This is a genomic window from Lysobacter sp. yr284 (assembly GCF_900107375.1).
Classification (GTDB): Bacteria; Pseudomonadota; Gammaproteobacteria; order Xanthomonadales; family Xanthomonadaceae; genus Lysobacter.
In genome coordinates this window covers 89,443-105,543 of the sequence record NZ_FNPT01000002.1, presented here as the reverse complement: position 1 = coordinate 105,543, position 16,101 = coordinate 89,443, and the positions used below count along the sequence as shown (strand labels likewise).

General features: G+C 70.4%; 13 protein-coding genes. 6 read left to right on the top strand and 7 right to left on the bottom strand.

Annotated features, from left to right (window positions below; all coding sequences use genetic code 11):
- Window positions 1–84 precede the first annotated feature (84 nt).
- Window positions 85–387, bottom strand: a complete 303-nt coding sequence (locus tag BLV01_RS05525) for a hypothetical protein (protein ID WP_139178517.1) — start codon at window positions 385–387, stop codon at window positions 85–87.
- A 1,245-nt stretch (window positions 388–1,632) separates the two neighbouring features.
- Window positions 1,633–2,085, bottom strand: a complete 453-nt coding sequence (locus BLV01_RS05520) for a CopD family protein (protein WP_091795037.1) — start codon at window positions 2,083–2,085, stop codon at window positions 1,633–1,635.
- A 237-nt stretch (window positions 2,086–2,322) separates the two neighbouring features.
- Between BLV01_RS05520 and BLV01_RS05515 the strand changes: the two genes are divergently transcribed.
- Both BLV01_RS05515 and phaZ read left to right on the top strand, forming a co-directional pair.
- Entirely contained in the window at window positions 2,323–2,931 is a 609-nt protein-coding gene (locus BLV01_RS05515; protein WP_091795034.1) for a class I SAM-dependent DNA methyltransferase, read from the top strand.
- A 541-nt stretch (window positions 2,932–3,472) separates the two neighbouring features.
- Window positions 3,473–4,717 carry a polyhydroxyalkanoate depolymerase gene (phaZ, locus tag BLV01_RS05510; protein ID WP_091795871.1) on the top strand — a complete coding sequence of 415 codons (1,245 nt, stop codon included), beginning with the start codon at window positions 3,473–3,475 and terminating at the stop codon, window positions 4,715–4,717.
- Window positions 4,718–4,912: 195 nt separating this feature from the next.
- On the opposite strand, the gene BLV01_RS05505 is transcribed toward phaZ, so the two are convergent.
- Window positions 4,913–5,923, bottom strand: coding sequence for a sensor domain-containing protein (locus BLV01_RS05505; protein ID WP_254782523.1), 1,011 nt, complete (start codon window positions 5,921–5,923; stop codon window positions 4,913–4,915).
- On the bottom strand, window positions 5,920–6,285 hold the full coding sequence (locus BLV01_RS05500; RefSeq protein ID WP_091795027.1) for a PadR family transcriptional regulator: 366 nt from the start codon (window positions 6,283–6,285) through the stop codon (window positions 5,920–5,922). The genes BLV01_RS05505 and BLV01_RS05500 overlap by 4 nt, the downstream gene beginning before the upstream one ends.
- Window positions 6,286–6,458: 173 nt before the next feature.
- Here BLV01_RS05500 and BLV01_RS05495 point away from each other — a divergent pair, with 173 nt between their 5' ends.
- Entirely contained in the window at window positions 6,459–6,923 is a 465-nt protein-coding gene (locus BLV01_RS05495; RefSeq protein ID WP_091795024.1) for a DUF1579 family protein, read from the top strand.
- A 35-nt stretch (window positions 6,924–6,958) separates the two neighbouring features.
- Window positions 6,959–7,873, top strand: a complete 915-nt coding sequence (locus tag BLV01_RS05490) for a peptidylprolyl isomerase (RefSeq protein ID WP_175485786.1) — start codon at window positions 6,959–6,961, stop codon at window positions 7,871–7,873.
- A gap of 276 nt (window positions 7,874–8,149) precedes the next feature.
- Here the strand turns inward: BLV01_RS05490 and speG are convergent, their stop codons facing one another.
- On the bottom strand, window positions 8,150–8,722 hold the full coding sequence (speG, locus tag BLV01_RS05485) for a spermidine N1-acetyltransferase (RefSeq protein ID WP_217633453.1): 573 nt from the start codon (window positions 8,720–8,722) through the stop codon (window positions 8,150–8,152).
- Window positions 8,723–8,918: 196 nt separating this feature from the next.
- Between speG and BLV01_RS05480 the strand changes: the two genes are divergently transcribed.
- Window positions 8,919–9,215 carry a hypothetical protein gene (locus tag BLV01_RS05480; protein ID WP_091795021.1) on the top strand — a complete coding sequence of 99 codons (297 nt, stop codon included), beginning with the start codon at window positions 8,919–8,921 and terminating at the stop codon, window positions 9,213–9,215.
- A 51-nt stretch (window positions 9,216–9,266) separates the two neighbouring features.
- Here the strand turns inward: BLV01_RS05480 and BLV01_RS05475 are convergent, their stop codons facing one another.
- Window positions 9,267–10,157 (bottom strand): DUF4349 domain-containing protein, encoded by an 891-nt coding sequence (locus BLV01_RS05475; RefSeq protein ID WP_091795019.1) that lies wholly within the window; start codon window positions 10,155–10,157, stop codon window positions 9,267–9,269.
- Window positions 10,158–10,371: 214 nt separating this feature from the next.
- Window positions 10,372–13,017 carry a TonB-dependent receptor gene (locus BLV01_RS05470; protein ID WP_091795016.1) on the bottom strand — a complete coding sequence of 882 codons (2,646 nt, stop codon included), beginning with the start codon at window positions 13,015–13,017 and terminating at the stop codon, window positions 10,372–10,374.
- A gap of 1,276 nt (window positions 13,018–14,293) precedes the next feature.
- On the opposite strand from BLV01_RS05470, the gene BLV01_RS05465 reads away from it, so the two are divergent.
- Window positions 14,294–16,072, top strand: a complete 1,779-nt coding sequence (locus tag BLV01_RS05465; protein ID WP_254782536.1) for a DUF885 domain-containing protein — start codon at window positions 14,294–14,296, stop codon at window positions 16,070–16,072.
- The last annotated feature ends 29 nt before the right edge of the window (window positions 16,073–16,101 follow it).

The following is a 16,101-nucleotide window of genomic DNA, read 5'->3' as shown; positions in this document are numbered from 1 at the left end:
CGCCCTGGCGGCGATGCGCCCGCATCCATCGCCGGCGCGAACGAGGGCGCCCCGGACGGGGCGCTGCGATCATGCGCAGACCGATCAGAAATAGAGCCGGACCAACCTGATCGCCACGCCGATCGACTGCAGCACCGTGGGCAGCAGGAACGCCAGTACGAACACCAGCGGCCCCAGGCGCTTGGCGATGTTGCGATAGCCGGCTTGGTAGGTGAAGACCATCGACACCGCCAACATCCACCCCGCCTCGAAATCCCCGCTCCGGCCCGAAGGCTCGAACAGCGAGCGCCACGCCGCGATGTACAGGGCGAGGGCCACCAATACGAGCACCACCCCCAACAGCGCTTTCTCTTGCTTGGGATCGAAGGTGAACATCCTGTGTCCCATGGGCCTTTCTCCTGCTTGCCTTGGTTGCGTACGCCTGGACCCGGCGCGAACGGCGAAGCGGCATTGTAAGGGCGGCCGGCGCCTCGCCGAGGGCGGCCGACGGGCGTGCGCGAGCGCGGCCGGGGCCAGGGCGCGTGGCGTTCGCGCCACCCGGCGGCGACGCCACGCGAAGGGTTTGGACAAGCCAGTGCCGATCCCGCGCAGGCCTCGCCGCAGCGGGCGTGGAACCCGACCTGCTCGCGCGGGTCCGCAGCCTGCGTGGGTAGCCGCGTGCCCGCGGCCGCGCGGGCGCCGGCAGATTCCGGCCGGCGGCGGGCCAAGGTCGCGCCTCGCGCGCATGGCCAAAATTTGACCAATCCTTGCGAACCCTTGCGGCACAAGGCGTGGAACCCGATTCACGGCAAGTGTCCGCAAGCTTGTCCACAGCCTGTGTGGACAGCCGCGCGGCTCATGCGCCGCGCGCGGCGCGTCGGCTAGGCGATGCGCGAGGATCCGTCAAGCCGCCGCGATTTTCGCCGCTTCCGGCCGCTGGACAAAATTTAGCCAAACTTGCGCAGGCCTTGTCGCATAAGGCGTGAAACCCGATTCCACGGACAGTGTCCGCAAGTTTGTCCACAGGCAATGTGGATAGCGTCGCGCGGGAAATCCCCGCGCGCCGCGCGCATCCGGCCGACGGCGCCGCGGTTCGTGCCGGATTTCCAGGCATTTCCCCACCTGGACAAAAACTGTCCAAAGTCGCGAAAGCCCCGTCGCACAAGGCGTGAAACCCGATTCCAAGGCAACTGTCCGCAAGTTTGTCCACAGCGTGTGTGGATAGCGCAGCGGCGTCGCTCAGGCTGCGAAACGCAGGAACGCGCCGGCGTGGAACCCGTGAAACTGCCGTGCAAAGCCAAGTCGGCGTGCGTGGGCACGCGCTGGCCAAAAAATGGTCAATCTTGCGCAGGCCTTGCGGCGTAAGGCGTGGAACCCGATTCCACGGCGTCTGTCCGCATGCTTGTCCACAGGCGCTGTGGAAATCGCGGGCGCGGGCGAAGCGACCGCAAACGCAAAATCGCGGCGGTGGCGCGGCGCGGCGGCGGTGGGAGCCGCGCGAGTCGCGATCGCGGCCTCGCGGTTGCGTCGCAGGCGCGGTGGCGCGGTCGCGGCTTGCGCCGCTCCTGCAGGGGGCTTGGGGCTGAAAGCAAAACCCGGCGGGGAGGGCCGGGTTTCGGGGATGTGGCGGCGGGGCTGCGTGGCGTCGGTTGCTCAGAACGGCTTGGCCAGCACCAGCCACACGATCGCGATCAAGGCCAGCAACGGCAGCTCGTTGAACAGCCGTAGCGTGCGCGAGGACGGCAGCGCGCGGCCCCGGTCCACGCCCTTGATCCAGCGGCCGGTGAAGCTGTAGTAGACCAGCAGCGCCACGACCAGGGTCAGCTTGGCGTGCAGCCAGCCGCCGACGGCGAACATCTGCGGCAGGCCGTCGCCGAACACGCGGTAGCCCTGCCACATCAGCAGGCCGCACACGAACGCCAGGCCGAACATGATGTGGCCGAAGCGGTAGAGCTTGCGGCCCATCAGCGCCAGCCGCGCGCGCACCGCCGGCTCGCCCGGGCTCTCGGCGATGTTGACCAGGATCCGCGGCAGGTAGAAGACCGCGGCCATCCACGCGATCACGAACACGATATGGAAGGTCTTGGTCCACAGATAGGCGTTCATCGCTGGCTTCCCGATACAAGGCAGGTGGCGGTGCTGAGGGGCGGGCCGGATCGCTGCGGGCGGCGGCGGCGGCGCGATACGCAAGCCCGGACGCTGCGCGCGGGCTCGCGGATTGCCGACGCTGCAAGCCCGCGCCGCGGCCTGGGCGCGTCCTGGCGCGTTAGGATGCCACGTTCCACGCAGCCCCCGCGCCCGGCCGCCGTCTGCGCAGGCGCCTCAACCAACGCCCGACACCGCATGAGCAAACAATACGACCGCGACTACTTCCAGCGCTGGTACCGCGATCCCGCGCTCAAACAGGAGGCCATCGGCGGCGCCGCGCGGCTGGCGCGCAAGGTCGCCCTGGCCGTGGCCGCCGCCGAATACCACCTCGAACGCCCGATCCGCAGCGTGCTCGACATCGGCTGCGGCGAAGGCCCGTGGCGCGCGCCGCTGCTGAAGCTGCGTCCGCGCGTGCAGTATCTGGGATTCGACTCCAGCCAGTACGCGGTTGCGCGCTTCGGTCGCACCCGCAACCTGCACCTGGCCCGCTTCGGCGACTTCGAGTTCCTGCGCCCCTGCGCGCCGGCCGACCTGCTGATCTGCAGCGACGTCATGCACTACCTGGACACGCGCGAACTCGAGCGCGGCCTGGCCGGCGTGGCCGAACTGTGCGGCGGGGTGGCGTTCCTGGAGACCTTCGCCCGCGAGGACGGCATCGAAGGCGACACCGACGGCTTCAAGCGCCGGCCGGCGAAGTTCTATCGCGAGCGTTTCGCGGCGCAGGGGTTCGCGGCGCTGGGTTCGCACCTGTGGCTGGGCCCGGCCCTGGCCGGCGGCACGGCGGCGTTGGAGACCTCGTCCTGAGCCGGCGACGCGTCGCCGGCGGGTTGGTGGCGTCGTAAGCGCGGTAGCGCGGTCGCGGCTCGCGCCGCTCCTACAGCGGGCGGCCGTAGCCCCGTTTGCGACGGTAGGAGCTGCGCAAGCTGCGACCGCGGGACGGCAGGTCTCGTCGTAAGCGCGGTGGCGCGGTCGCGGCTCTCGCCGCTCCTACAGCGGGCAGCCGTAGCCCCGTTTGCGACGGTAGGAGCTGCGCTAGCTGCGACCGCGGGACAGCAGGTTGCGTCGTAAGCGCGGAAGCGCGGTCGCGGCTCGCGCAGCTCCTACAGGGGGGCGGCCGTAGCCTCGTTTGCGACGGTAGGAGCTGCGCAAGCTGCAACCGCGGGGCAGCCGGTCGCGCCGAAACCGTGCCGAAACCGCCTCATCTCAACCCTGCCAGCGACAGCAACCGCGCTTTCACGCGACGGCCATCCCAATCCGTTATGCTGCGCCGCAGCAAATCGTTGGCGCCGGTTGCGTTTACCCTCTCCCGCCAGCCCTGCCCGCCACTGAGAGTCCGACCCGAATGCTGCTCTATCAGATGCACGAACTCGGCCGCGCCTGGATGGCCCCGATGACCTACTGGGCCGATGCCGGCTCCAAGATGTTCGCCGCGCCCGGCAGTTGGCTGTCCACCCTGCCCGGCGCTTCGCGCGTGGCGGCCGGGTGCGAACTGCTCTACCGCATCGGCAAGGATTACGAGAAGCCCGAGTTCGGCATCCACTCGATCCAGATCGACGGCGACACCTATCCGGTGATCGAGCGCGAGATGGCGCGCAAGCCGTTCTGCCGGCTGCTGCGCTTCAAGCGCTACGCCGACGACGCCGGCAACATCGCCGAGCTCAAGGACGATCCGCCGGTGCTGGTGGTCGCGCCGCTGTCGGGCCACCACGCCACCTTGCTGCGCGACACCGTGCGTACCCTGCTGCGCGACCACAAGGTCTACATCACCGACTGGATCGACGCGCGCATGGTCCCGACCGAGGACGGCGCCTTCACCCTCGACGACTACGTCGGCTACATCCAGGACTTCATCCGCCAGATCGGCGCCGACACCCTGCACGTGATCAGCGTCTGCCAGCCGACCGTGCCGGTGCTGGCGGCGGTGTCGCTGATGGCCGCGCGCGGCGAGCCGACCCCGCGTTCGCTGGTGATGATGGGCGGCCCGATCGACACCCGCGAAAGCCCGACCAAGGTCAACGACCTGGCCGAGCACAAGCCGCTGTGGTGGTTCGAGAGCAACCTGATCCACCACGTCCCGGCCAACTTCCCCGGCCGCGGCCGCCGCGTGTACCCGGGCTTCCTGCAGCACAGCGGTTTCGTGGCGATGAACCCGGAGCGGCATTTCCAGTCGCATTGGGATTTCTACCAGGACCTGCTCAAGGGCGACCTGGAAGACGCCGAATCGCACCGCCGCTTCTACGACGAATACAACGCCGTGCTCGACATGCCGGCCGAGTATTACCTGGACACCATCGAAGTCGTGTTCCAGCAGCACCTGCTGCCGCGCGGCCTGTGGGACGTGGCCGGCGAGCGGGTCGACCCCGGCGCGATCAAGAACACCGCGCTGCTGACCATCGAAGGCGAGCTCGACGACATCTCCGGACAGGGCCAGACCCGCGCCGCGCACACCCTGTGCACCGGCGTGGCCGAATCCCAGCGCCAGCACATCACCGTCGACGGCGCCGGCCACTACGGCATCTTCAGCGGCCGCCGCTGGCGCGAGCAGGTGTATCCGCAGGTGCGCGAGTTCATCGCCCGCTACGCGGCGTAAGCCGAACGCGAACGCAACGAAAAAGCCCGGCTGCGCGCCGGGCTTTTTCGTTGCGGCTTCCAGTTCCGCGAACTCGCACCCACTGCCTGCAGGAGCGGCGCGAGCCGCGACCGCGATACCTCGCTTGCGTCGCAGGTGCGGTATCGCGCCCGCGGCTCGCGCCGCTCCTACAGGCAGGCGATCGCTACGTCGCGATCAGCCCCAGCGCACCAGCAGCGCCTTGGCCAACTGCGCGTGCAGGTAGCCGATGCCGCGCGCCAGGTGCATGGTCGCGAACAGCAACACGATCCCGGTCAGCAGGCACAGCGGCCACAGCATCGCCTCGGGCACCGCGCCCCACGGGCCGGCGTTGGTGCAGGCGTAGTCCAGGCAGATGTTGCCGTGGAACAGGCCCGTCCACTGCGCGATCGGGGCGAAGATCAGCGACAGCGACAAGGCCAGCGCGGTCACCGCGACGCTGAAATAGGCGGTGCCCAGCGGCATCATCAGCAGCAGGTACAGCAGCGTGCCCCAGGTGCGCGGATCGGTGAACATCTCCTTGATCCGCTCCAGCCACGGCCGCTCGCGGTCGCTGTACAGCGGCCGCCGCGGCATGCGCTCGCCGAGCATGGTCTCCACCAGCCGGCCCTCGACCAGCGCCAGCACCCGCACCGAGCCCAGGAACAGGATCAGCAGCGGCACGCCGATGATCAGGATCAGCAGGCCGGCCGAGAGCGAGGCGCCGGTGACGACCCAGGTGAAGTAGAACGTGCCGGTGGCCAGCGACAGCAGCATGTAGAACAGCGCGCCGTAGGTGCGCGGTTCCAGCGCCACGCCGAAGAAGCGGCCGAACCAGGAACGGCGCGGCGCCGGCTTCGGCGGGCGCAGCGCGGTCTGCACTTTGACTTCGGTGTCGCGGTAGATCTCCGCGACTTCGTCCGGTGCGCCGTAACTGCCGGCGACGCTGGCGATCACCTCGGCCTCGCTGCGGCCCGGGTTCTCGGCCATTTCCGCGCGCAGGTACTCCTCGGCGTCGTAGAGCGCGTCCTGGATCAGCGCCGGGTCGGCGCCGCGCAGGGCGGCGCGCAGGCGTTGCAGGTAGTCGGGGATCGAGCGCGGCAGGCCGGCGGCGGCGCTGGCGGCCGCGGCCGGGTCGGAAGGTTGCGCGCCGGCCGGCGCGGAGTCGGCTTCGGGCGGGTAATGGGCGGTGCCGGCTATGGCGGTCATGGTTCGAGCCCCTGCAGGACGGAATCGACGGAATCGCGGGTCGCGCGCCAGGCCTGCGTCCATTCGCGCAGAACCTCCCGGCCGCTGTCGGTGATGCGGTAGTAGCGCCGCGGCGGCCCGGTCACCGACGGCTCGACGTGGCTGTCGAGCAGGCCGGCCGCACCGAGGTTGCGCAGCACCGGGTACAGCGCGCTCTGCTTGCCGCTGAGCACGCCCTCGCCTTCGCGCTCCAGGCGCTTGGCGATCTGGTAGCCGTACATCGGCTCGCGCGCCGCGCCCAGCACCGCCAGCAGCGCCAGCGACACCGTGCCGGTGCTGAGCTCCTTCTGGAACTTGCGCAAATGGCTGTCGAGATCGGTCACGGGCGGGGCCCCTGGGCTAGTCTGGTGTCCAGGCTATTACGAAGTTCGCTATAGCGAATGTGCCGGTAGTCATCGGCCGCTCCGGCACGGGGGAAGGCCGCGCCGCCGCCCTCCCCGGCCGGCCCGCCCCCGGCTACGCTTCGCCGACCGCCCAACCGACCGCCGGAGCCGCCATGCAATTGCCCCGCCCCGATCCCGCCCAGCTCGCGCGCCTGCACCGCCTCGCCGGCGACTGGGCCGGGGCCGAGCTGGCGCAGCCCTCGCCCTGGGGCACCGGCGGCCCGGCCCACGGGCGCAGCCGCTTCCGGGTCGGGCTGGACGGCATCGCCCTGCTGCAGGACTACGAGCAGGACAAGGACGGCCAGGTGGTGTTCCGCGGCCACGGCGTGTTCCTGGTCGAGCCCGACAGCGGCGACGTGCTGTGGTGGTGGTTCGACTCGCTGGGCTTCCCGCCCGAGCCCGCGCGCGGACGCTGGGACGGCGAGGTCCTGCGTTTCGAAAAGCGCACGCCGCGCGGCGAGGCGCGCTATCGCTACGAACTGGACGGCGACAACTACCGCTTCGTGATCGAGAATCGGTTTCCCGGACAGGACGACTTCGCCGAATTCATCCGCGGCGACTACGCGCGCCAGGCCTGAGCCACGCCCTTACACACACGGACACGACCACGCCCATGACTTTCATTCCGCGCACCGCCCTGCTCGCCGCATCGCTGCTCGCCGCCGCCGCGGCGTCGGCCGCGACCCCGCCCAAGGGCCGCACCCTGCAGCAGATCCTCGACGCCAGCCAGCCCTCCGACTGGCGCGCGCTCGACCCGCGCAACACGATCTACCTGGAACTCGAACGCGGCCGCGCGGTGATCGAGTTGGCGCCGCAGTTCGCGCCCGAGCACGTCGCCAACATCCGCGCGCTGGCCCACAACGGCTATTGGAACGGGCTGAGCGTCAACCGCTCGCAAGACAACTACGTGGTCCAGTGGGGCGATCCGCAAGAAGACGCGGCCAAGCGCAAGCCGCTCGGCCCCGGCGCCAAGGACAAGCTGCCGGCCGAGTTCGCGCGCAAGAGCGCCGGGCTGAAGATGACCGTGCTGCCCGACAACGACGGCTGGGCGAAACAGGCCGGTTTCGTCGACGGCTTCCCGGCCGCGCGCGATTCCGCCACCGGTTCGAGCTGGCTGGCGCACTGCTACGGCACCGTCGGCGCCGGCCGCGACATGGCCGCCGATTCCAGCAACGGCAGCGAGCTGTACGTGGTGATCGGCCAGTCGCCGCGTCATCTCGACCGCAACATCACCACCGTCGGCCGGGTCGTGCAGGGCATGGAGCTGCTGTCGGTACTGCCGCGCGGCACCGGCGCGCTGGGCTTCTACGAGAAACCCGCCGAGCGCGCGCCGATCGTCTCGATCGCGCTCGCCGCCGACGTGCCCGAGGCGCAGCGCGCCAGGCTCGAAGTGCTGCGCACCGATACGCCGCTGTTCGCCGAGCTGGTCGAATCGCGGCGCAACCGCCGCGACGACTGGTACCTGCAGCCGGCCGGGCACATCAACATCTGCAACATGCCGCTGCCGGTACGCGAACAGAAGGGCTGAGCGCATGGTGGGAGGGTCTTGCCGGCCAAGGCTTTCGCTTTTGTGGCAAGGCCCTTAAGACCAAGGCTTTCGCTTTTGCGGGAAAGCCCCTCAGAGCGAAGCTTTCGCTGTTGTGGGAGGGCCTTCAGGCCCGATGCTTTTGTTTCAGATCGTCGCGATCGGAGCGGAAAGCCTCGGGCCTGAAGGCCCTCCCACACAAGCACAGGCGTCGGGCCGCAAGGCTCTTGCACAGAAGCACGCGCATCCCAGGCCCGAAGGCCCGCCCACCGCCGCCGGCTACTTGCCTACGCGCCCCAGCACCTGATGCTGGAACAGGCACATGCGCACCACGTCGTGGTAGCGCCCGTCGCTGAAGAACTCGTCGACCAGCAGGCCTTCGCGCTGGAACCCGGCGTCCTCGTAGATGCGGATCGCGCGGGTGTTGTCCACGTCGACCAGCAGGTACAGCTTGTACAGGTTCAACACCCGGAACGCGTAGTTGATCGCCAGCCGCGTCGCCAGCCGCGCATGGCCGCGGCGCTGGTGCTCGGGCGAGATCATGATGAGGAACTCGGCGCGGCGATGCAGGTGGTCGATCTCCACCAGCTCGACCAGCCCGATCCGCTCCGTCGCGCTGTCCTGGATGATGAAGCGGCGCTCGGACTGGTCGTGGATGTGCTTGCGGTAGAGCTCTTCGAGTTCGACGAAGGACTCGTACGGCTCCTCGAACCAATAGCCCATCACGCTGCGGTTGTTGTTGAGCACGTGGATGAAGTGCAGGTCGCCGCGTTCGAGCGGGCGCAGGGCGAGGCCGCCGGGGGCGGTCGCGGTGCCGGTGGCGGAGGCGTCGTCGATCGGCATGCTGGTCATGCCCGCTACCCTACTCCGTCCCGATGCAGCCGGTGTGACTTCGCGTGCGGCTTCGCGCGACGCGCCGTGACGCGGCGCGACGCGCTGCGCGAGGCCGGGCAACGGCCGCCGGGCACGCCGCCATCGCGCTGCATTCACGCGGATTTAGCCGCCCGCTGCCTAGCCTCCAGACATCCCCGCGACCCAGGTGTCCGCCATGCCTCTGCTTCGATTGCGTATCACCGGCAACGACGACGACGCGCGCGCGATCGGCAACCTGCTCGGCAGCCTCGACGGCATCGAGCACGTCGAGGAAGTCGCCGACTTGATGCCGCACATGGACGATGCCGATTCCAGTTCCGCCGGCCTGCCCGACGACACCGGCCCCGGCGTGCACGAGTTGGAGATCGACGCGCCCAACGCCTCCACCGCGAACAAGGTGCGCGAGGCGGTGGAAGCGCTGGCCTTCGACCTGGACGTGCTGGTCGAGTTCGAGACCGACGAAGAACGCTGAGCGCGCGCCGCGGCCGGACGCACCCGGCGCCCGGCCCGCGCGCGGCCGCGCTCAGCCGCCGGCCGCCTTGCGCCGCGCCCGCCGCGCGCGCAGGAACTTCAGCAGCAGCCACACGAACGCGCCGCCGACGATGCCCAGCGGCAGCAGCACCGCCAGCGCGCGGATCAGGAACGCGATCACCGCCGCGACGATGCCGCCGAAGTCGCGCACCGCCTCGCCGATCTCGCTGCTGCTCTCCTGGCCCAGGGTGGTGCCGAACTCGAAGTTGATCAGCTGGGTCGAGATCCGCCGCTGTTGCTGCGCGGCTTCCTGCTCGGCCGCCTGCAACTGCGATTCGATCTCGGCGATGCGCTCGGACAGGGTCAGCACATCGGCCATCTTCAGGTCGCGCCGCTCCTGGAATTCGAGCAGGCGCGCGTGCTCGCGGCGCAGACGGTCGCGGCGCATCGCGTTGTCGCGCACGGCCACCGCCAGGTCTTCGGCCTGGATGCCGCGCTCGGCGATCTGCTCGCCCTGCCCGGCCAGCGCGATCAGCGGCTCCACGGCCTGCGGCACCAACCGCACCTGCAACCGGGCCGAGGGCGAATCGCCGCCGCTCTGATCCATGCCCAGCACCGCGCACGGGCCGAACTTGCCGCCGGTGCAGGCGTCCTGCACCGCCTTGGCGCGGGCGGCGATCTTGTCGCCGGGCAGGCGCACGCGCACGCGGTGCTCGTAGGCCAGCATCACGCCCAGGTCGGCCTTGGCCTGCTCGCCCGCATCGGCGCTGCGCGGCGCCGATCCGCCGGCCGGCGCCTCGCTGGCCGCCGCGGACTCGTTCGCGGCGCCGGTGGCGGGGCCGTGTTGCGCGCAGCCCAGCGCCGCGGCGGCCAGCGTCGCCAGCAGCAGCCAGCGCATCGTCGCGGCGCGTTGGGGCGAGGCGGGCTTGTTGGTGTGCTCCATGTTCGATCTCCGTTGCCGTCTTGGCTGGCGGCACTATGCCATCGCGACGCGGTCGGACGCATCCGCCGGTCGTCGTGCCGGCAACGCGGCGCGCGCGTCCGCCATGCGGCGGCAACGCCGCGCCGCAGCCCGACGCGCGCGACCGCGGCGCACCAAGAAAAACGGGCGGGAGCCGCAGCCCCCGCCCGTGCGTCCATCGCCGCCGCGGCGCGGCTCAGAACGTGTACTTCACCCCGACGGTGACGAAGCGGCCGAGCGCGTCGTACTGGGTGATGTCGTAGGGCAGCGCGCCGCCGGCGGGATCGAACGGCGGCGCCTTGTCGCCGAGGTTCTGCACCGAGGCGTACAGCGTGGTGTCGCGCAGGCCCTCGTAACCGACGTACAGATCGAACTGGTGGTAATCCTCGACCTTGCCGCGCAGGCCCGGATTGCTGCGCGCATCGACCACCTTCTGGCCGTAGCCGCCGATGTAGCGCCACGACAGCTGCGTCTTCCAGTCGCCGCGGTTCCAGGCCAGCGAGGTGATGCCGCGCCACTTCGGCAGCGCGCCGAACAGGTTGTTGCCGGCGCCGTCGCGCTTGGCCTGCCCGGCCACCAGCGGCTGCTCGAAGCTCAACAAGCGGGTCCAGGTGCCGTCCAGGGTCCAGGTGTCGTCGCCGGCATGCCAAACCTTGCGCCCTTCCACGTCGAAACCGGTCGTCGTCAAGGTGCCCTGGTTGGCGTAGCGGTTCTCGACCAGTTGCAGGCGGCCCTGCGCGTCGCGGGTGATCCGGCCCGGATTGGCGGCCGGGTTGGAGACCACGAACTGCACGTTGTCCGGCGCGATCAGGTCGTCCTGGCGGATGCGGTACAGGTCGACGCCCAGGCTGGTGTCGGCGTCCGGCGCCCACAGCAGGCCGAGGTTGACGTTGCTGGAACGCTCGGCCTTCAGGTCCGGATTGCCGGCGCGCAGCACGGTCACGCCGCGCGAGGCGCCCGGCTGCACCGGGTCGAACGGATCGATCACCGAGCCGTAGCTGATCGTGGTGCTCTGCGCGATCTCCGGCAGCGACGGCGCGCGGAAGCCGCGCGAGGCGTTGAAGCGCAGCAGGAAATCGTCGTTGAGCTGCCAGCGCACGCCCAATTTCGGCGAGAACGCGCTGCCGAAATCGCTGTAATGGTCGCCGCGGCCGGCCAACTGTACTTCCACCGCGTCCCATGGCTTGAGGCTGAGCTCGAAGAACGCGGCGGCGACGCGGCGGTCGCCGTCGATCAGGTTGATCGCCGGGCGCAGTTCGGTGCCCGACAGCACCTGCGGGCTGGTGCGCGCGTCCTGGGCCTCGTCGCGGAACTCCACGCCCGCGGCCACGCCGACGTCGCCGGCGCGCCACTGGAACGGAAAGCCGGAGATCTTGCCGCTGAGCGTGCTCAGGCGGTACGTGCCCGGCCGGCGCGTGGACAGGCGCAGCGCGTCGAGCGCGCCGGGCGTGCGCGAGGGGTTCACGAAGTCGTAGCTGCCGTCGGCCAGCACCTGCTCGAACGCGTAGCGGTCGAGGAAGTTGCGCACGTACTCGCGCTGGCGGCTTTCCGAGTGGCTGGCGGCGACTTCCCAGTCCCACACCTGGCCCTGCCCGCGCAGGCCGAACAAGGTGCGGTAGAACTGCGACTTGTTGATCTTGTAGCGCGCGCCCAGGTCGAGGAAGGAATACTCGAACGGGGTCGGCACCGCGTTGGGATTGTTCGGATGGCCGACCGGCAGCACCGCCGGGATGTCGACCAGGCGGCCGGTGCCGCGGTCGTAGGCGCGCAGGCCGGCGCCGACCGTCATCGGCGCGCTGAAGTAGGCGCCGTTGTGGCTGGTGCTGTAGAGGATCTCGCCGAAGCCCTGCAGCGTGTCGCTGAAGCGCACGTCGCCGGCGACCAGCGCCTGGTAGCGCTCCACGTCCGGGATCAGGGTGCGGAACGGCTGGGTGTTGAACGCGCAGGCGTTGCCCGGCAGCGGGCTGCCGAAGTCGCTGTAGGGACGCGACTGCGTGCCCGGCTGGCAGGCGAAGGCGACCGGCGCGCGCGGGTTGCCCAGGTACGCGCCGCCCTGGGTGGACCAACCGGCCAGGCGGCCGCCGGGCTGGTCGCGGTAATCGCCGTCGCGGGTCAGGTCGCGCTCGTCGGCGTTGAGCTGGCCGCGCTGGAACACGTCCAGGCTGAAACGCAGGCTGTAGCCGTCCTTGGCCGGGTCGCCGCGGCCGGCGCGCAAGCCGAGGCTGCGCTGGTCGATGCCGCCCTCGGTGGCCGCACCAAACGACGCGTCGAGTTCCACGCCCTCGATCTTCCTGCGCAGGATCAGGTTGACCACGCCGGCGATCGCATCGGAGCCGTACAGCGCCGAGGCGCCGTCCTTGAGGATCTCCACGCGCTCGATCGCGCCCAGCGGCAGCGCGTTGAGGTCGACGAAATTGTCCTGGGTGCCCTGGGCGAAACCGTAGGACGCCACGCGGTAGCCGTTGACCAGCACCAGGGTGTTCTTCTGGCTCAGCCCGCGCAGCGAGACGCCGGCCGAACCGTTGGCGAAGCTGCCGGTGTACTGCTCGTTGAAGCTGTTGCCGCTGTTGACGGTGAGGCTGCGCAGCAGGTCCGACACGGTGACCTTGCCGCTCTTCTCGATCTGCGCGCGATCGAGCACCAGCACCGGGTTGACCCCGGCTTCGTCGCTGCGCTTGAGGTTGCTGCCGGTGACCTGCACCGCATCGAGGGTGACGCCGGGGCCGGCCGCGGCGTCGGCCGGGTCGGCGGCCTGCGCCAACGGCGCGGCCAACGCCAGGGCCAGCGCCAGCGGCAGGCGTCGGTAACGCGCCTGGGGATTGCGGAGGTACGGGAAGGACATGGGGGTTTCCTGCAAGACGTGGGAGAGGGAGGCGAAACGAAGGCGAAAACGCGAAGAAAAATCCGGCCCGCGACGGCGCGCGGCCGCCGGCGCTGCGTTTGGCGCAGCGCGGTCGTTGGGAGGGGAGAGAGACGAATGCGGCGCAAGCCGCAGGTCGCCCGCCGCGCGGGTCGGTAAAAAGAGTCGGCAGGCTCGGCCGGCGGTCGCTCGTCTAGAGCGTCGGCGTCGCCCGCCCGCTACAGGCCGCGCGCATTCGTGCGGGCGGTGCGCGGAAGCGGCGATGGCGTGCGGGCGTGCGGGAATGCATGAGCGGCAACCTGGACGATCTGCGGAGCGAACGGAACGAAGGAGCGGCGTGCGCGGGGCGCGGCGGTCTCAGCGCCGACACATCGCCATGCGACACCCGCCGCGAACGCGGCAGCTGGCGGATGGCAGGAAGGTCGGGCGGTATGCGTTCACGGCGGCGGAGTCGGTTGCGGAGGAAGGTCGCGGCCGGGGCCGGCGACGGGGCTTATGTTGCATCGCGATAAAGCGATGTCAATCGAAGCGGCGGCGGGAATTGGCGAAAAAATCGCCAGCGCCGCGGCCGCGCACAGACAGCGCCGGCCGCCCTGTTCAGCCGCGAAGCCCGCCGCGCAAGGCGATCGCGGCCGCAGCGCCGGCCGGCACCGCATCCAGCGCGCACCGAGCGCGCATGAAGGCATTACCGATGGTTATGAAACCCACCCCCGCGACGCCCCCGAAATCAGACCCCCGGCACGACAAATGCGCAAAACCCCACCCTGGCCTCCTGTAGGAGCGGCGCAAGCCGCGACCGCGCCAACCCAAAGCCCGCGCCCCCCGCAAAACCGACAATCGCCCCACCCGAACGCCCCCGCGCTCAGACAACGCCCCGGGAGCGCTCACACGCGCAACCCCACGCCCGCCTCCGCCCCCGCCCCCACCCGGCGCCGGCGCATCGTCGCCGCAACCGCGGCCCGCACCGCCCCGGCACCGCCCAGGCGGCTTTGCCCGGCCTGCCGGTTGCCTTGACCGCGAAAACGCCGTCCCGGCAAACCCACCCCGGCGCGCCCGCGCCAGCGCGAACGCCGCCGCGATCGGCCGCCGCGACGCCGCCGGTCCGCCCCGACCAATGACCCATGCAGCCGGTCACGGCCATGCCCTATCCTGCGCGCCAACCGGCCCCGCGCCGTCCTACTGCCCCGAGATGCCCATGCGTCCGCTGCGCCCTTCGCCGCTCGTCCTCGCCCTCTCCGCCGCCCTGCTCGCCCTGGCCATGACCGCCTGCAAGCCGCACGACACCGCCGCCCCGGCCGCGCCGGCCGCCGCCGCGCCCGCGGCCGCGTCAGCCGCCGACCCGGCCGTGGACGCCGCCTTCGCCGCGCTGTCCAAGCGCTGGCTCGACGGCTTCCTGAAGCTCAACCCGGTCGGCGCGACCCAGATCGGCGACCACCGCTTCGATGGCGAGATCGACGACCTCAGCGCCGCCGGCCGCCAGGCCCAGCTCGACTTCAACCAGAAGCTGCTCGGCGAACTCGACGCCATCGACGCGGCCAAGCTCTCGCGCGAGAACCAGGTCGACGCGCTGATCCTGCGCAACCGCCTGCAGGCCGACGTGTGGAACCTGCAGACCCTGCAGAGCTGGGCCTGGGACCCGCAGGTCTACAGCGGCCTGGCCGGCGATGCGATCTACAACCTGATGGCGCGCGATTTCGCGCCGATGCCGCAACGGCTGGTCTCGGCGACCGCGCGCATGGAGAAGATCCCGCAGGTGTTCGCCCAGGCCCGCGCCAACCTGGACCCGGCGCGGGTGCCGAAGATCCACGCCGAGACCGTGGCCAAGCAGAACGCCGGCGTGCTGAGCCTGATCGACACCTTCATCGCGCCCAACGCCGGCCAGCTCAGCGGCGAGCAGCGCAAGCGCCTGGACGCCGCCGTCGCCGGCCTGCGCAAGGCCGTGGCCGAGCAGCAGGCCTGGCTGGACAAGACCCTGGTGCCCAACGCCCGCGGCAACTTCCGCATCGGCCAGACCCTGTACGACGAGAAGCTCAAGTTCTCGCTGAACTCCTCGCTGTCGCGCGCGCAGATCATGCAGCGCGCGCAGGCCGAGCTGGCGCGCGTGCGCGGCGAGATGTACGCCATCGCGGTCAAGCAGCTCAAGGACAAGCCCGGCGCGCCGGCGCTGCCGGACAAGCCCACGCCCGAGCAGCAGCAGGCGGCGATCGAGGCGGCGCTGGAGCTGGCCTACGCCGACAAGGCGCCGCGCGACAAGGTCGTCGACTTCGCCAAGCAGACCCTCGCCCAGGCCACCGAATTCACCCGCGCCAAGAACCTGGTGACCGTGCCCGACGCGCCGGTCAAGGTGATCTTGATGCCGGAATTCCAGCGCGGCGTGGCGCTGGCCTACTGCGACTCGCCCGGCCCGCTCGACAAGGGCCTGGACACCTACTACGCGATCTCGCCGATCCCGGGCGACTGGAACGACCAGCAGGTGGACTCGTTCCTGCGCGAGTACAACACCCGCATGATCCACCTGCTGTCGATCCACGAAGCCATGCCCGGCCATTACCTGGAAGGCGCGCACTCGGCCAAGGCGCCCTCGACCCTGCGCGCGGTGCTGCGCTCGGGCGTGTTCGCCGAAGGCTGGGCGGTGGACACCGAAGACCTGATGGCCGACTCGGGCTATCTCGACAACGACCCGCTGTTCCGCCTGGTCCAGCTCAAGTTCTACCTGCGCAGCATCGGCAACGCGATCCTCGACCAGGGCGTGCAGGTCGAGGACTGGAGCCGCGAGCAGGCGATGGACTTCATGGTCAAGCAGACCTTCCAGCAGGAGCGCGAAGCCGCCGGCAAGTGGGTGCGCGCGCAGCTGACCTCGGCGCAGCTGCCGACCTACTTCGTCGGCGCGCAAGAGCATTTCGACATGCGCCGCGCGGTCGAGGAAAAGCTCGGCCCGAAGTTCGAGATCAAGGCCTACCACGACCAGGTGCTGTCTTACGGCGCGCCGCCGGTGCGGTTCGTGCGCGAGCTGATGCTGGACGAACCGATCCGCTGAGGCGGCGGCGCGGGTCGGACGCACGCACA